Source organism: Mesorhizobium sp. WSM4850, assembly GCF_055811735.1.
This window is the reverse complement of the sequence record NZ_JBVVPV010000078.1, coordinates 1-14,017: the sequence shown is the minus strand read 5'-3', so window position 1 is coordinate 14,017 and position 14,017 is coordinate 1. Positions and strand designations below refer to the sequence as shown.

The window sequence follows — 14,017 nt, the reverse complement described above, 5'->3', positions numbered from 1 at the left end:
GTGAAAGCGATGCGCTTCAAAGGCCTTGATCTGAACCTTCTCGTCGTGCTCGACGCACTGCTGACCCAGCGCAACCTGTCGGCGGCGGCAAGCAGCATCAACCTAAGTCAGCCGGCCATGAGCGCGGCCGTCGCCCGGCTGCGCGATTATTTCAACGATGAACTGTTTACGATGAGCGGCCGCAAACGTGTTCTAACCCCACGTGCGGAAACACTCGCCCCCGCTGTTCGCGGCGCACTCTTGAAAATCCAGAGCTCGATTATTTCTTGGGATCCGTTTAATCCGGCTCAGTCCGATCGCCGTTTCAGGATCACCCTTTCCGATTTCGCCACACTCGTGTTTTTTGAAAAGGTCGTGGAGCGTGTTGCACGCGAAGCACCCGCCGTCAGCTTCGAATTGCTGCCGCTCGACGACGATCTCGATGAGCTTCTCCGGCGCGGTGACGTCGATTTTCTGATTCTTCCGGAATTGTTCATGTCGAGCGCGCATCCAAGAGCGGCGCTGTTCGACGAGACATTCGTGTGCGTAGGCTGCCCCACGAACAAGCAGCTGCCACAGCAGCTTACATTCGAGAGGTACGTGTCGATGAAGCACATTGCGTTCAGGGTCGGCCGTCCGCAGATGCCATCCATCGAGGAACGGTTTTTGCTTGAACATGGTCTCAAGAGACGTGTCGAGATTATCGTGCAGGCCTTTAGCATTATCCCGCCGATGGTCTCAGGCACAGATCGTATAGCGACCATGCCCTTCCGGCTGGTTGAGCATTTCAAGAAAACCTTCCCACTGCAGATCATCGAACTTCCGCTGCCGCTTCCCGCATTTACCGAGGCCCTCCAATGGCCCGCCCTTCACAACAGTGATGCGGCAAGCGTCTGGATGCGAGAGATATTGTTACAGGAGGCGTCTCGAATGAGTTCTCCGCGGGACACCAAAAAGGGTCGCAAGCCCTGATTGACTACCGCGTCTCACACCGGCACTCGTTTCAACAGGCGTGTCGAACGAGATCGATAGTCGCGGAAAGTGCGCCTGCGAGGTCGTCCAGCGGGTGGGCTGCGTCGACAAACGGTGGGAATGAGAAGGGGCCCCCATAGCCGCCATCAAGCAGCGCCCGAATCTGGCTGCCATTGTCGGTACCGACCAGGACGCGATCCGGGTAAATCCATTGGATCGGATCGCTCACGCTTGAGAGGTGCACGAGACCGGTCAGGTCGCAGGAGAAGAACGGCTCCCCGGCGAGCGGCGTGATGAAACGTGTCGTGCACGAGGCGGAAGACGGACTGGCCATCAATGGCGGCAATGGCCTTAGCCGCTTCGTTCTTCGATCGAAGCGAGCAAGTCTGGAAGCCGAGCGGCTCGATGAGACCGATCAGGCCGCGCGACTGGAGGATCGGCTTGAGCGCCTTCAAGGCAAAGCGGAGATCGCCCCGGCGCTCGCCATTGGCAGGCCAAGAGCCATCGTTGACCGGCACCAGCATGAGCGTCTTGGCGCCGCAGGCCGCCGCATAATCGGCGAGCTTGCTCGCCTCGGCCCTGCGGGCGGGTGTCCACTCATTGAAGCGCTGCAAGGCATTGATGGAGAATCCCAACGCCTGCTTCAGCGGCGGCAGACCGGACGTCCGCCGCCGGCTGCCGCGTGCAATAGCATTGCTGTACTGTTGGCTGCGTCGGTTAGGCCCTGGTCACGGGCAAAAGCGAAAGTGCCCTGACGTCAAGTCCGGGCGTCGCCATGTGATCGAGTGCAAAGCGGGGCGATGCTTGGCGCATGGCTTGGCTTTCCTTATATGAAACGGCAGTCATTCTCGGCTGACTGGCTTCTACCGTGCGCTGATTCGCGAGGGCCAAAATGATGGTCATGAGGAAGGCGAGGCAGTCGAACTCACGTTTCCCTCACTGTGGTGCCGCGCCTGCTGAGACATCGCCTGAATCGGTGTAATGACCGAAGCTGCCTCGCAGCCATCCATCTGCTTCAAACTAACCCGCCGACCCGGAGAGATGCCCAACCAGATCCGATGCAAAATTCAGGCAGCAGGGTGCTTCGCCAGAGCGAGGCCGACGCCCAGCGCAATCATCGCGCCGCCCGACGCCTTCCTCAGGCGGCGGATCAACCTGGGACGCGCTGCCGCGCCGTCTTGAATGCCGCTGGCCACGAAGGCAACCACGATGTCGGCGAGCGTGTTGAGCGCAATCGACACGGAGCCAAGCACCACGAGTTGCAGAGCTACGTGCCCTGCGCTCGGGTTCACGAACTGCGGAAGGAAGGCTAGAAAAAAGGCTGCCGTCTTGGGGTTGAGAGCCTCGACCAGCACCCCTTCACGAAAAGCCCGCTGGGGTCCGACTGAACGCACCGGGGCGCCATCATCGCCAGTCGCTCCCTTGCGGCGCGCGGCTTGAAAGGTGCGAAAGCCTAGCCAGACGAGGTAGACCGCGCCGAACAGCTTCAATGCGGAGAACAGTTCCGAGCTCTCGAGCACGATCGCGGAAACACCTAGGCTTGCTGCGAGGACGTGGATCATGCCCCCCAACCCCGTGCCGAAGCTGGAAGCGATACCCTCCGGACGACCGCCGGCGAGCGTGCGCGCGGCAACGTAGAAGATGCCCGGACCGGGCGTGATGGCGAGCACGGAGGCCGCGGCGAGGTACAGGGCGAATGGGGTCAGTTCTGGCATCATGGGTCGATTCCGACAAAGTTCATGATTATTTTGGGATGAGAGCGGCGAGCTCGCGGTCAGATGCCCGCTCGCTCGCCGCAAGGCCCGCGGCCACGCCATCGCGGTCGGCCGCGTTCCGGTTCTGACTCAGTTTGCGCTTGCCCTCCAGCCTCGTGATCGGCATGCGCAAGCCAACGATTCCGCGGAGTTGCGCCTGTACAAAATCCGGCGGCGCGTCCGACACCGCCCAAGGCAAGGCGCGCTCGCCCTCGTGGTGGTCGGTCAGACGATTCACGACGTCCAGCAGTCTTCCCGCATGCTCGAAGAACTCGACCGGACCATAGGCGTGGACGGCGATGTAATTCCAGGTCGGGACGACCTTCCCGGTTTCCCGCTTGGTCGCATACCATGCCGGCGTCACATAAGCGTCCGGCCCCATGAAGATGGCTAAGCCGTCGCCCAGCGGCGGAACATGGCACTGGGGATTGGCCTTCGCTAGGTGCCCGTAGATCACCCCGTGCTCGCCCTCGCTCTCATCAAGGAAGAGGGGCAGTGGCGTTGCGAGCGGCCCTTCCGCCGTGACTGTAACGAAGTTCGCCAGCACCGCCGCGCGGATGGTCGCGCGCAGGGTCTCCTTGTCGTCGTCGCGGAAAGCGGGAGGGATGTACATGGCGAAACTCCTTGCGTGACCAGTCAGATACCGGCACTCTGGCCTGCTGGAAACAGCCAGTCAGAAGCTATCGACGTGGTCCAGTTTGTGAAAGATGGCATCGTGCCCGATCATCGTGACGATCGAGGAGCAGATCCACAGCGGGGTGTGCGAGTCGGAGAACCCCTGGTCCTTCGCAGCCGAGGGGTCGGGCATATCCCGGCAATGGCGACTAGTTTGCCAAACCTTGTGGACGCAGCCCGCGATCCCGGAGACCATATTGAAAGAATCGTCGAAGAGGTTCCGGCGATGCCAGGCAATGCCGAGAGGCTGCGCGGGTCCTCATTGTAGCAGGTGACAACAAACGTCTACGCTTAGTCAACGGGTCGGAGCCGACAGTTCGTCCGATGTCGACGAAGCCTGTAAGCCTTCATAAGCGAGACCCAAGGCACTGGCTGGGAAAGCAGGCCCATAGGATCTCGCATTTCAGTGATGTTCTGGAAGCGGGCGAATTTCATATCCGCAGGCATCTAATGCTGGAATCAGATTGGATAGCGCCATAACGGTCTGGTTGCGCAGACCGGCTTGAGTGCTCCTTCTCGACTCGTCGGGAGGACAACCGTCGTGCAAGAGCACGATTGCGCCGGGCCGGACCGAGGCGAGCACAGCATCGACGATCGCATCGGTGCCGGGGCGCGACCAGTCTTTTGGGTCTATCGACCAATGAAGGGCCGCCAGCCCGGCGATCTCTGACGCAGTGAACACTTCTTCGCTCCAGGCGCCGTATGGCGCGCGAATGTAGCGGATCGAGGCCTGGGGGCATGCTACCATGATGGCACGGTTCGCCTCAAATACCTCACGTTGGACGTCGCCCAAGCCGCATTTGGACAGATCCGGATGAGACATCGTGTGGTTGCCCACCTCATGCCCTTCTGCGATCATTCGCTGGATGAGGTCCGGGTGCTCTGCGGCGTAGGCACCAATCACGAAGAAAGTCGCTGGCACCCGATTTTGCGCCAGCACATCGAGTATCTGTGGTGTGAAGAATGGATCGGGACCGTCGTCAAACGTCAGATAAACGCTCCGACGGCCGGTTCCATCAGCGCATTCACTCTGCACCTCCCATCCGTCATCAAGATGTTTCATAGCTCCGGATCCTTCCGGTCAATTGTTGCATCGGTCGGCCATTCGCTCATCGGCCGCGCAATCGGCATAATCACGAGGAGCACGTCCTCCACGCGAGGCGGCATGTCGAGATCCAGCACTTCTGAGTGGGACCGCACGCGAACATCGACACATCGTGGCCGGGCCGTCTCTGCAGAACGTCTCAAATTACCAGCGCCTAGCTTTTCATTGCAGGGTCAGTCCCCCGATAGGGTTTTCGGAAGAACTCGGAGAGTCCGATATGATCGGCTACTTGCAACTGGTTCTCCCGGCACAACCTCCACCGTCCTTGGGAGCGCATGGGAAACCTCGACTTGTTGGTCCTTGGGGTAGGCGACTACGCCAGTTGGGGGCTTGTGGCGAAAGAGCCGACGCGATGCAGCTTGCGCGATCACCGACGTACCTGGTCGAAAAGGGGATCGGCTCGCTTAATGTTCGGCGCAGACCAGAATGCACACACCTGAAAAATGCTCCTCGGAGCCAACCGCATACATCGACAATCTCCCTAGCCTGCATCCTTGAATTCTTCCTATGCAATGTCCTGTCCGATAGTCAAAATCGAATGTTTCGATGACAAGCATCCACGTTGCGGATAGATGAGACAATGGCCCTTGATGTGAAGCTCCTCGTCGGCTCCACGCACTGCTGACCGAGCGCAACGGCACGGTGGCGGCAAGCCGCATCAGCTAATTCAGCCGGCCATGAGCGCGGCCGTCGCCCAACTGCTTTCAACGATGACCTGTTTACGATGAGCGGTCGCGAAGTTCTAACCCCGCGTGCGGAACCGTCGACGTCTCAGAGTTGGGCGACGACGTCGCGCAGCATCTCGACGCTGCCGGTGTCGTAGACACCTCTGAGTATCTGCTCACGAAGCGCTTCGTAGATCTGGCGCGCCCCCATGCCATGCGGGCGGATTGAGCCACCGGGAGCTGGAGACTGGACCATTTCTTTTCCTGCCAACTGAACCAGTTTGCAGCTACTCTTCCTGAAAGCCAAGAGCACGTCCGAAGTGGATGCCCGAGCCCGCCCACCGATCCAAGACTGGCCCGGTCTGCGAACAGCCAATCGGCTTCGCTACCCGCGCGATCCTGCTACGATCCGGCTGGTGTTTCCAGTGCCGTTCAGCCATCCGTCATCCTGAACTCGACCTACGGCTTCGAAAGCGTTGCGGCGAATGGGGCCGCCGCCTTGGCGGCGCAATCCTCGGCGGCGCGGAAACCCTCCACACGGGCTTACCTACATCACCGGCGCCGCGCTCTCGCTAGTTCGGCCTTACCTGGTTCTGCGCGGGCTGAAGACTCTTGCGCTTCGCGAAGGGCACAGACCATGACGCTTGCGATCGCGCAGGTGCTCGAGGGGCGCTCCCCTTCCTCGACTCCCATCCCGATCAGGCGATTGCCCGAGAGCAGATGTCGGGCATCGCCAACGCTAACCCCTGCGTGACCTTGCCAACAGATCCTCGGTTTCCTGAAGATGGCGTCGTCGAAATCTGCACCGGCGTGGTATTGCCGTAAATCAAGGATGCCAACAACAGGGCCGGATGATTGGAGGCCGAAGCATCAAGCCGCATTAAGACAAGATCGTCGCCCCACCGACGCATTTTGCCAAAAGCAGCTCAACGACGAACATGCCGGCTTGGCGCGCCGAAGGGCCGCCGCCATTCCCGCAAGCGGCCCGCCCGCTCGCCACCGGGGTCAACCCACGCCAATCTATCCACCAACGCTCGTCCCATCCGCTACGCGTAACACCAAGCTGATGTCGCAGGGGCGGTCACCGACCCGGTACGCCGTCGAGACACGACGAACTGGTGCTGTCTTGAGCCACCGGCAAGCAAATCCATTGCTGATCCGCGACTGCAATAAGCGTTAGCTGGAGCGAACATGCATGCTCGCGGCAGACGCAATCATCAGGACCCTTGCCTCGGTCAATTGGATTGGAGACCGTCATATGAAGGTGCAAACCGGTGTTTGGGCAGCTGTTATCGGTCGTCCCGACTTTGGCATGAGTTTTGGTGGACGCGAGCAGCTTGCGAGGGATGCATCCGAACGTGGCGCTGCTCCCACAATTGTCGCAGCTCTCCTGTGAGAGCCTCGCGCAGGCCCTGATCCGGCGTAATTGTGTCGAGGAGATCCGCGAGCACGGCTTCGCCTTCGATCCGCGTCAGCAGATCGAACAAGCCATGTGAAATACGCGCACAGTCACGGTGATCCGTTCGGATTTCGCAGACGGTCTCGTGGCGATCCTGCGCCGTGTATGCGCGGACTTTATGCAGGGATACATAAGGCGGCAATGAAACCGCGAGCGCAGTCCAATCCTGCAGCGTTGCGGCCCGTTTTTTGACGAGGTACGGCCCGACCACAAGTCCATCCAGCTCTGTTGTCAGGAACGTGGCAATCGAGTCAGCAACTGAATCTACGATCGGCTCTGCATTGTTGTTAAAGGACGTATTGAGCAGAATTGGGATGCCTGTCCGCTGCTTGAAGGCATTGATAACGTCCCAGTAGGCCGGACTGGCCTTGCGCGATACTGTTTGCAGCCGAGCCGTACCGTCGACATGCGTGATGGCGCCGAGCAAATCACGCTTGGAATCGCGCACACGAACTACGAAATTCATGAAGGGAAATTCGCACGCACCGCCCGGGAGGTCGAAAAATTCGCGCGCATCCTCCTCCAACACTGATGGGGCGAACGGGCGATATCCTTCCCGCTTCTTGACCATAGCGTTGATCCGGTCCTTGTTTGAAGCGGGCCTGGGGTCGGCAAGAATGCTGCGATTTCCGAGCGCTCGCGGCCCGAACTCCGAACGACCTTGCACCCAGCCGATCACGGCGCCACCGACCATCCACTCGGCTGCCCTATCCGCCACCTCCTCAGTGCGTTCAAACTCCAGGTGCCCCGCCCATGCCTTTAGTTCCTCTTCGACAGCGTGATCGCTCGCGAGTTCCGGCCCCCAATAGACCTCCTGCAATCGCGTACGCGGCGCTGGGCGGCCCAGCTCATTAGACGCGATTAGCGCGGCGCCTAATGCGCATCCAGCGTCATGCGATGCGGGCTGCACGAAGATGTCTTCGAAAAGTCCTGAATAGAGCAGCTTGCCGTTCATGGAGCAATTATGCGCAACTCCGCCGGCCAGGCACAACCGCGTCATCCCGGTGGCCTCACGATAATGGCGAAGAATGTGAAACACGATGCGTTCGAGCGCTTCCTGTAACGACGCACTCACATCCATGTGTTGCTGAGTGAATGGCATTCCCTTTTGCCGAACCTGAATGCTGCGGAGCAAAGTTGGACCGATGCGGTCCAGGTGGACGCGATACTCGCCGTTTGCAGAGAGTTCATAGAATTGCTCGAAAAGCTCGCGATAGGGAACGGGATCGCCGTAGGGGGCAAGCCCCATTACCTTATATTCATCGAATAAGCCGTAGCCGAGATACCGGATCGTCTCGAGATAAAATTGCCCGAGAGAATTGTTCTCTGGGAAAGTCGCAAGTTGCGTAATTTCAGTACCAGATCCAACCGCCACAAGGCCCGACAGGAAATCACCAGAGCCATCAATCGCGAAAATCAGACTTTGCTCGAAGCCCGACATTGCAAAAGCACTCACGGCGTGCGCCTGATGATGACTTACGAATGAGATACGCGAAGCGTCGAGCTCGGTACCGAACTCCTGCGCCAGCAGCTGCTGCATCAACAGTTTAGCATCCAACGGAATGGAGGCGTCCGGCTGGGAAACAAGCATGTTTTCAAGCATTGCGTTGCTATAGTCTTCGGTAGCGTAGAACGCCACTCGATCGATTTCGCTGAGCTGAACCCCAGCTGCTGAAAGACAGTATTGAGCCGCACTAATTGGGAGCTTGTTGGAATGTTTGATCCGATTGAGGCGCTCCTCTTCTACCGCCGCAATGACCTGTCCGTCCCGGACGAGCACCGCAGCGCCATCGTGCATGAATGTGTTTGGAATCTGAAATCTGTTTTCATAGACTTTGTCCAATCCGCCGTTCAATCCTAGACACAGCATCTCGCTCTCCATTTGTCGTACAGGAATACTAAATTGGCCTGTCTCGAGACCGTTCGATCAGAAAGACAGGCCGCGTTGTCGCTCGCGCCCGAACGCCAGCCAAACATCACCGGCCTCAAGGAAATTCTATGAGGTCCGCCGGGATCAACATAAGATCCTGTGCTCGAGACGCCGGGCGTTACATAGCGTTGTGGGATTGAATCGACGCCAGCCAAAACCCTTCGCGGCACACGCTGGCAATGTCGTTTTTATTTGCGCCCATAGCGCATGGTTTATCTCCTTCTCTTTCGCGTCAGCGCATCAGTCGGCGGCGCAACAGCGCCATCGAGAGGAAGAATGGCAACAGTGCGTACAGGCCGAGCACGCCGATGTGCAGGGCGATGCCGCCGATCGGGCGATCAAGCATAACCGGACGAATGAGGTCGATCGCATGTGACAGCGGCATGCATCGCGCTATCTTCTGAAAGGTGTCAGGCAGCTGATTCAATGGGAAAACGGCGCCCGACAGGAACAGCATGGGTGTAAGGATAAGCGTCTGGTAAAATACGAAGTAATCGTAGCTGGGCGAAAGTGCGGTGACGACCATCGCGAGGCTGGCAAATACGAACCCTGTCAGAGCAATGAATGGCAGCGCATAGAGGACGGACGGCCAGGCTGTATAGCCCAAGGCTGCGGTGACAATGGTAATTGCCATACCGGCCAGGAAGGCCTTGGTGGCTGCCCACGCCAGTTCCCCCAGAACGATGTCGCCGAGGGTAACGTGCGTATACAGCATGGCTTCCCATGTGCGTTGAGAATGCATGCGAGCGAAAGCCGCGTACAGTGTTTCGAGGGTAGAGGCGGTCATCGCACCGACCCCGACCATGCCGGCCGCCAAAAAGGCGATGTACGGCGCACCGTCGACGCGGCCGACCATTATGCCGAGGCCGGTACCGAGGCCGAAAAGGTAGATCATTGGATCGGCGAGGTTACCGAGAATCGCCACGAATGCGACTTTCTTCCATGCCAGATAGTTGCGGCGCCACACCGCAACCCAGTTCCACGCATTGGCGGGCAGCACCGCCGCAAGACCTTCAATCATCGTTCACTCCTCCATCTCGCGCCCGGTCAGCCGCAAGAAAACATCCTCGAGATTGGCTGGACGCAGAAGAAGACGCAGACCTGCTCGCCCCTGCAGTTGCGTTCGCACCTGATCAGGGTCTGGCGCGTAGCAGTAGAGGGTTTCGCCGCTGACCTCGATGCGCTGAGAATGTGGCTTGACCAGCGAATGCAACTCGTGCGGATCGCCGCCGTAAATCTCCATGACCTGGCATCCGATATGCTCGTCGATCAGCGCCTGCGGGCGGCCTTCGGCGATGTGGCGACCCCTTTCGAGCACGCACAGCCGATCGCATAATCGCTCAGCCTCTTCCATGAAATGCGTCGTCAGGATAATCGTCTTGCCGCGTGCCAACAGCGCGCGCAGCCGCTCCCAGATCAGGTGGCGCGCGTGCGGATCGAGGCCGGTGGTCGGCTCGTCCATCACAATGAGCTGGGGGTCGTTGATCAACGCCCGCGCCATCGTCAGGCATCGCTTCATGCCGCCGGACAGTTCCGAGACGCGCGCATCCGCCTTGCGCTCGAGGCGAGCGAACTCGAGAAGCGACGGGATGACCGCTTCGCTCTCGCGTGTGCTCATGCCGAAGTAGCGGCCGAACACCAGCAGGTTCTCGCGTACGGTGAATTCCTGGTCAAGATTATCGAATTGCGGGACCACGCCAATGCCCCTACGTGCCAGCCGAGCGCGCGCCGGCACCGGGACGCCGAGCACCGTGATCGTGCCCGCGTCAGGGCATGTCATGCCGAGGAGCATACGCGCAATCGTGCTTTTGCCGGCCCCGTTTGGTCCGAGGAGGCCGAAACACTCTCCCGACGCAACGGTGAACGACAGGTCGTCGACAACGACCTTGTTTCCATACGACTTGGTTACGCAGGCAAAATCGATTGCCACGGTCGACAGAGAGTCATGCACGGAGCTTTTCGCGCTTGTTTGCCGGTGACACTCCCGTTCGATCGGAGGAGTCTCGGGCCGCCGCAAATCCTCTGGGCCCAACTTTCGCTTCAACACTTGATGTTTCTGGTCCTGGCTCAATACTCTTCCACCTGCGATCACGTGACTATTGCTGTTCGCTGTAAGCTGCGTCAGATCCCACCAAGGCGGGCTTTGGAATGGCGCCGTCGATGTCTGTCACAGTGGCGGCCGAGCTTCGCGACAACCAATCGCTATTGCTCAATGTACACAGCGCGTATGCTTTCAACGGGAGCAAGAGAAAGATGTTGATGAGTGTGTGGAGCGAGAATCCGAGAAATCGAAGTTGGCGCGCACGAAACGCTGCCACGCTGCAGCGAACTATAGTCATGACCGCAATAGTCAGGCATGCCGTCCAAGGGACAGTACCTGTCGTTATGAATTGCGCGAGCCCAGCCAGGAGCGACAAAGAGAGCAATAATGGGCCAAGATTCTGCCCAATCACGTCCAATGTGAGATAAATATTAAGGCCGCGCAGCAGTTGGAGCGCCAGCAACGTGTCACGGAACGTGCTCCGGGCCCAGCGAAGCTGTTGGCGCAGATAGGGACCCATGCTGCTGGGAACGACTGTTGCCGCGACGGCCTCCGGGACATACTCTGTTCGAAAGCCTGCTTTCAGCATCAGGATCGTAAGGTGGCGGTCCTCACCGAAGTCGCTCGGCTTCCCTCGAAAGCGCTGCGTCTCGTATTGATCCAGCAGCGAAACAAGCGCGGTTCGCCGGTACATGGCACACGGACCGCAGCAACACATGACGGCACCGAACCGAGCCTGCGCTGCCCGCTCTTCGTTGCAGGCGAGCCAGTATTCCATGTCAATCAACCGCGTCAGCCAAGTTTCATTGCGATTACTAGCCGCCAACTGGCCCATGGCGGCGCCGATCGCTTGATCTTGCATCTTTAGCGCAAGCCTTGTGACGACGTCCGGCGCGAGTATCGTGTCCGAATCTACATTGAGCACCAAATCTCCGCACGAGCGGCGAACCGCCGCAATCTGTGCCTTGCGCTTTCCGACATTCTTTGGGAGCGCAATGAATTCGAACCTCGGATCACCAGCGTATTCCTCGTGTACACCTACGAGGGCATCGCGGTTTCCAGAACCGTCATCAACAACATAGACCTGCAGTTTTCCGGCGTAGTCCTGACTTGCAATGGAAGCCAGGCAGTCCGAGAGGGTGCGAGGAGCCTCGTTGTAGCACGGGATAATGACATCGACGCTCGGCCAAGGCTCACAGCCGGCCGGTTCGCCCGAGGTCGGCGGTACGTTTGTAGGCAGGGTATAAAACACCTGCGCGGTCTTATAGACGGTCGACAGCAGCGCATAAGAGCAGACTGCAACAATACTGGCTGGGGCAAAGAGGTTCATGCGATGTCAGATTTCTCAGTGAATTTGAGGACGCGAGCGGACAATAAATCCGCGGTCAATGCTGTATTCAGATCGATCGATGCGATGAGGGGCGGGTCGCGCTGACTGATATCATTGCGGGTGTTCTTCATAGCTCTGGACCGTTCCGATCGATCAATGTGCCGGCCGGCCACTCGCTCATTGAGCGTCCAATTGGGAGCACCATGACGAGTACGTCGTCGTCGACTCGCGTGGGAGGCAGATCGGGGTACACGTCCGGGAGGGTTGAACGCACGCGAACGCCCGACAAAATGCTCGCCAAGCCTTTGCGGCAGAACCTACCAACATGGTTCCGGAGCGCGTGCCGAACCGTGCCGAAAGCGAATGGAACGCCAAGCTGCTGCAGCACTGGATACATCGCGCTGATCGAATGGGCGATTCCTAGCCCCTCAAGATCCGGACGGACCCCGTATAGACCGAGTTCAGCGACAAGCAGATCAGCGTCGTCAACCTTGATGTATCGGCGCAGCAGGCCCAAGTGAGCCGCTATCCCGTGCACATCATTGCCGATTGCGCGGACCTCCGGCCTCGCACCCGCCCAACTTCGACCGCCTTCGAATTGCTTTCCATTAAAGGCTCCGGTAGGCTCATAGGTCTTCCGGAAGAACTCAGAGAGTTCGAGGTGATCGGAAAGCCGCAACTCGTTTTCCCAGCACAACCTCCACTGCACGTCAGAGCGCATGCGAAGACTTCCTCTTTTTCGGGTTCTTTTGTGCACCTCACGCGGCAGAGCAACGCGGTGCATGTCATGTGGGGGGTCTATGAACGACCCGCCCAGATTGGTAAAATTGATTGTTTAGATCGCGAGCATCCACGCTATGGATGTTAAAACCATGCGTTTCGAAGGCCCATGATCTGAACCTTCCGGCCGTGCTCGATTGGCCCATAAAGCGACGGCACCGAGGCAGCTGTCGGTGACACAACCTGCTTCAAGAGCGGCCGCCAGCGGCGTGGCTGCGCCTCGTGCCGAAGCAGCGATCAAGTGGAGGATGGGCCCGACTGTTAGGCGTCAGCAAACGCGGCGACCGTTGACGCACGCTGATGATCCATAGGCGATCGCGCAGCTCTGGATCGCGCCGGCGGCAAACAGGTTCCGCGAAGCCTCAGGCTCGACAAGTTGCGGCAAAGGCGGCATCCCACTGGCGCTGCGGTCGCGCTCGGCAACAAGAATCGTCTGGTCGATGCTCGCTGCCTGGCAACCGGTACTGTCGGTAAAGCAGCCTGACGGACCTGGAGAGCGAGAAGGAGGGCGCACCTCGGCCTTGCAGCAAAATGGCAGAGATGGGGAAACGGTCACCCCGTCGCTTCCGAACCTGATGTGTGGACCGCAAAAGCTTCGGCCGACGTCTGGGGCCGTTGAGGTGGAAGCGGGCGAAAACCCGTCGAGGCTCGCCGCGCTGAACATCGAGCCGCATGAAGAAGCCGGATATACGTCAGCAGTTGTGACCATCAACTGGACCCAGCTAACTTGTTGCAATCGGGCGCTCTTATACGTCCACATATAGGGTCAGCTTGACACCACGAGCGCACGTGTCACCAAGTCAACTTCGACAATTCGTTTCATCAGGAAGCGGAAATCGGCTTTCGGAAGCGGGCCAGCAGGCAGTCTTCATTGATCGACGCGCCCCGGCACTCGATGCGTGTCATCTCGGTCAACGATTTGTTCAGCATGGCGCTTCAAGCAAAGTTGGCCTATTTCGGCGGCCTTCGGGAAGGCGATCGCCGGCTCGTCAAGCGAGCCCGGTCTTGCGGGGGTCTCTACAGTCGCACCGACTGTCTTGCCGCGCCGGAATACCCGACGGAAGAATGCATAGAAGCGGCTGTTCTTGCTGCGCGTGAACACCATCAGCATCGACGGTGTCACTACCAGCGTCAGCAAGGTGGCGAAGGACAGGCCGAGGACGATCGCCGACGACAGCGATATCCACCATTGCGTCGACGGCGCGTTGATCGTCGTCTCGTGATGGAAGATTTCGAGACCGAGGCCGAAGGCGATCGGCAGCACGCCGAGGATCGCCGACACCGCCGTCAGCACCACCGGGCGGGCACGTTCGCGGCAAGTCTGCAG

Annotated in this window: 13 protein-coding genes and 2 pseudogenes; 2 read left to right on the top strand and 13 right to left on the bottom strand. The window is 59.3% G+C overall.

Annotation, left to right across the window (positions count from 1 at the left end; translation table 11 throughout):
* The first annotated feature begins 9 nt into the window (after positions 1 to 9).
* Positions 10 to 951: a LysR family transcriptional regulator gene (locus tag AC0L2Z_RS33740; protein WP_473630443.1), complete on the top strand. Its 942-nt coding sequence runs from the start codon at positions 10 to 12 to the stop codon at positions 949 to 951.
* Between the two features lie 146 nt (positions 952 to 1,097).
* Here AC0L2Z_RS33740 and AC0L2Z_RS33735 read toward each other — a convergent pair whose 3' ends face one another.
* The 12 genes from AC0L2Z_RS33735 to AC0L2Z_RS33680 all read right to left on the bottom strand — a co-directional run bounded on the left by AC0L2Z_RS33735 (position 1,098) and on the right by AC0L2Z_RS33680 (position 12,631).
* The gene (locus tag AC0L2Z_RS33735; RefSeq protein ID WP_473630442.1) at positions 1,098 to 1,565 is read right to left on the bottom strand and encodes a TIM barrel protein; all 468 of its coding nucleotides are present in this window, start codon (positions 1,563 to 1,565) and stop codon (positions 1,098 to 1,100) included.
* Positions 1,566 to 2,018: 453 nt separating this feature from the next.
* Positions 2,019 to 2,666: a LysE family translocator gene (locus tag AC0L2Z_RS33730; protein ID WP_473630441.1), complete on the bottom strand. Its 648-nt coding sequence runs from the start codon at positions 2,664 to 2,666 to the stop codon at positions 2,019 to 2,021.
* A 28-nt stretch (positions 2,667 to 2,694) separates the two neighbouring features.
* Entirely contained in the window at positions 2,695 to 3,318 is a 624-nt protein-coding gene (locus AC0L2Z_RS33725) for an FMN-binding negative transcriptional regulator (protein ID WP_473489057.1), read from the bottom strand.
* A gap of 465 nt (positions 3,319 to 3,783) precedes the next feature.
* The gene (nodB, locus tag AC0L2Z_RS33720; protein ID WP_065010656.1) at positions 3,784 to 4,443 is read right to left on the bottom strand and encodes a chitooligosaccharide deacetylase NodB; all 660 of its coding nucleotides are present in this window, start codon (positions 4,441 to 4,443) and stop codon (positions 3,784 to 3,786) included.
* Positions 4,440 to 4,547, bottom strand: a complete 108-nt coding sequence (locus tag AC0L2Z_RS33715; RefSeq protein WP_473489080.1) for a hypothetical protein — start codon at positions 4,545 to 4,547, stop codon at positions 4,440 to 4,442. The genes nodB and AC0L2Z_RS33715 overlap by 4 nt, the downstream gene beginning before the upstream one ends.
* Positions 4,548 to 4,639: 92 nt before the next feature.
* Positions 4,640 to 4,762, bottom strand: a complete 123-nt coding sequence (locus tag AC0L2Z_RS33710; protein WP_473630440.1) for a hypothetical protein — start codon at positions 4,760 to 4,762, stop codon at positions 4,640 to 4,642.
* 494 nt (positions 4,763 to 5,256) lie between these two features.
* Positions 5,257 to 5,406, bottom strand: coding sequence for a hypothetical protein (locus AC0L2Z_RS33705; RefSeq protein WP_473489056.1), 150 nt, complete (start codon positions 5,404 to 5,406; stop codon positions 5,257 to 5,259).
* Positions 5,407 to 6,439: 1,033 nt separating this feature from the next.
* A complete protein-coding gene (locus tag AC0L2Z_RS33700) occupies positions 6,440 to 8,479 on the bottom strand; it encodes a carbamoyltransferase family protein (protein WP_473518202.1) in 2,040 nt (679 codons plus the stop codon).
* A gap of 292 nt (positions 8,480 to 8,771) precedes the next feature.
* On the bottom strand, positions 8,772 to 9,560 hold the full coding sequence (locus tag AC0L2Z_RS33695) for an ABC transporter permease (protein WP_473489054.1): 789 nt from the start codon (positions 9,558 to 9,560) through the stop codon (positions 8,772 to 8,774).
* Between the two features lie 3 nt (positions 9,561 to 9,563).
* Positions 9,564 to 10,586, bottom strand: a complete 1,023-nt coding sequence (gene nodI, locus AC0L2Z_RS33690; protein ID WP_473518204.1) for a nodulation factor ABC transporter ATP-binding protein NodI — start codon at positions 10,584 to 10,586, stop codon at positions 9,564 to 9,566.
* Between the two features lie 49 nt (positions 10,587 to 10,635).
* On the bottom strand, positions 10,636 to 11,910 hold the full coding sequence (nodC, locus tag AC0L2Z_RS33685) for a chitooligosaccharide synthase NodC (RefSeq protein WP_473480702.1): 1,275 nt from the start codon (positions 11,908 to 11,910) through the stop codon (positions 10,636 to 10,638).
* A gap of 127 nt (positions 11,911 to 12,037) precedes the next feature.
* A complete protein-coding gene (locus tag AC0L2Z_RS33680) occupies positions 12,038 to 12,631 on the bottom strand; it encodes a NodA family N-acyltransferase (RefSeq protein WP_473480706.1) in 594 nt (197 codons plus the stop codon).
* A 222-nt stretch (positions 12,632 to 12,853) separates the two neighbouring features.
* Here AC0L2Z_RS33680 and AC0L2Z_RS33675 point away from each other — a divergent pair.
* Positions 12,854 to 12,978 (top strand): annotated as a pseudogene (locus tag AC0L2Z_RS33675) (transposase); the annotation flags it as partial.
* A 580-nt stretch (positions 12,979 to 13,558) separates the two neighbouring features.
* Here the strand turns inward: AC0L2Z_RS33675 and AC0L2Z_RS33670 are convergent.
* Positions 13,559 to 14,017, bottom strand: a pseudogene (locus AC0L2Z_RS33670) (hypothetical protein); the annotation flags it as partial.

Bases quoted from the DNA above. Each gene is read 5' to 3' on its own strand.
- AC0L2Z_RS33740 (WP_473630443.1), top strand. From the start codon at position 10: ATGCGCTTCAAAGGCCTTGATCTGAACCTTCTCGTCGTGCTCGACGCA.
- AC0L2Z_RS33730 (WP_473630441.1), bottom strand. From the start codon at position 2,666: ATGCCAGAACTGACCCCATTCGCCCTGTACCTCGCCGCGGCCTCCGTG.
- AC0L2Z_RS33725 (WP_473489057.1), bottom strand. From the start codon at position 3,318: ATGTACATCCCTCCCGCTTTCCGCGACGACGACAAGGAGACCCTGCGC.
- nodB (WP_065010656.1), bottom strand. From the start codon at position 4,443: ATGAAACATCTTGATGACGGATGGGAGGTGCAGAGTGAATGCGCTGAT.
- AC0L2Z_RS33715 (WP_473489080.1), bottom strand. From the start codon at position 4,547: ATGCCGCCTCGCGTGGAGGACGTGCTCCTCGTGATTATGCCGATTGCG.
- AC0L2Z_RS33710 (WP_473630440.1), bottom strand. From the start codon at position 4,762: ATGCGCTCCCAAGGACGGTGGAGGTTGTGCCGGGAGAACCAGTTGCAA.
- AC0L2Z_RS33705 (WP_473489056.1), bottom strand. From the start codon at position 5,406: ATGGTCCAGTCTCCAGCTCCCGGTGGCTCAATCCGCCCGCATGGCATG.
- AC0L2Z_RS33700 (WP_473518202.1), bottom strand. From the start codon at position 8,479: ATGCTGTGTCTAGGATTGAACGGCGGATTGGACAAAGTCTATGAAAAC.
- AC0L2Z_RS33695 (WP_473489054.1), bottom strand. From the start codon at position 9,560: ATGATTGAAGGTCTTGCGGCGGTGCTGCCCGCCAATGCGTGGAACTGG.
- nodC (WP_473480702.1), bottom strand. From the start codon at position 11,910: ATGAACCTCTTTGCCCCAGCCAGTATTGTTGCAGTCTGCTCTTATGCG.
- AC0L2Z_RS33680 (WP_473480706.1), bottom strand. From the start codon at position 12,631: ATGCGCTCTGACGTGCAGTGGAGGTTGTGCTGGGAAAACGAGTTGCGG.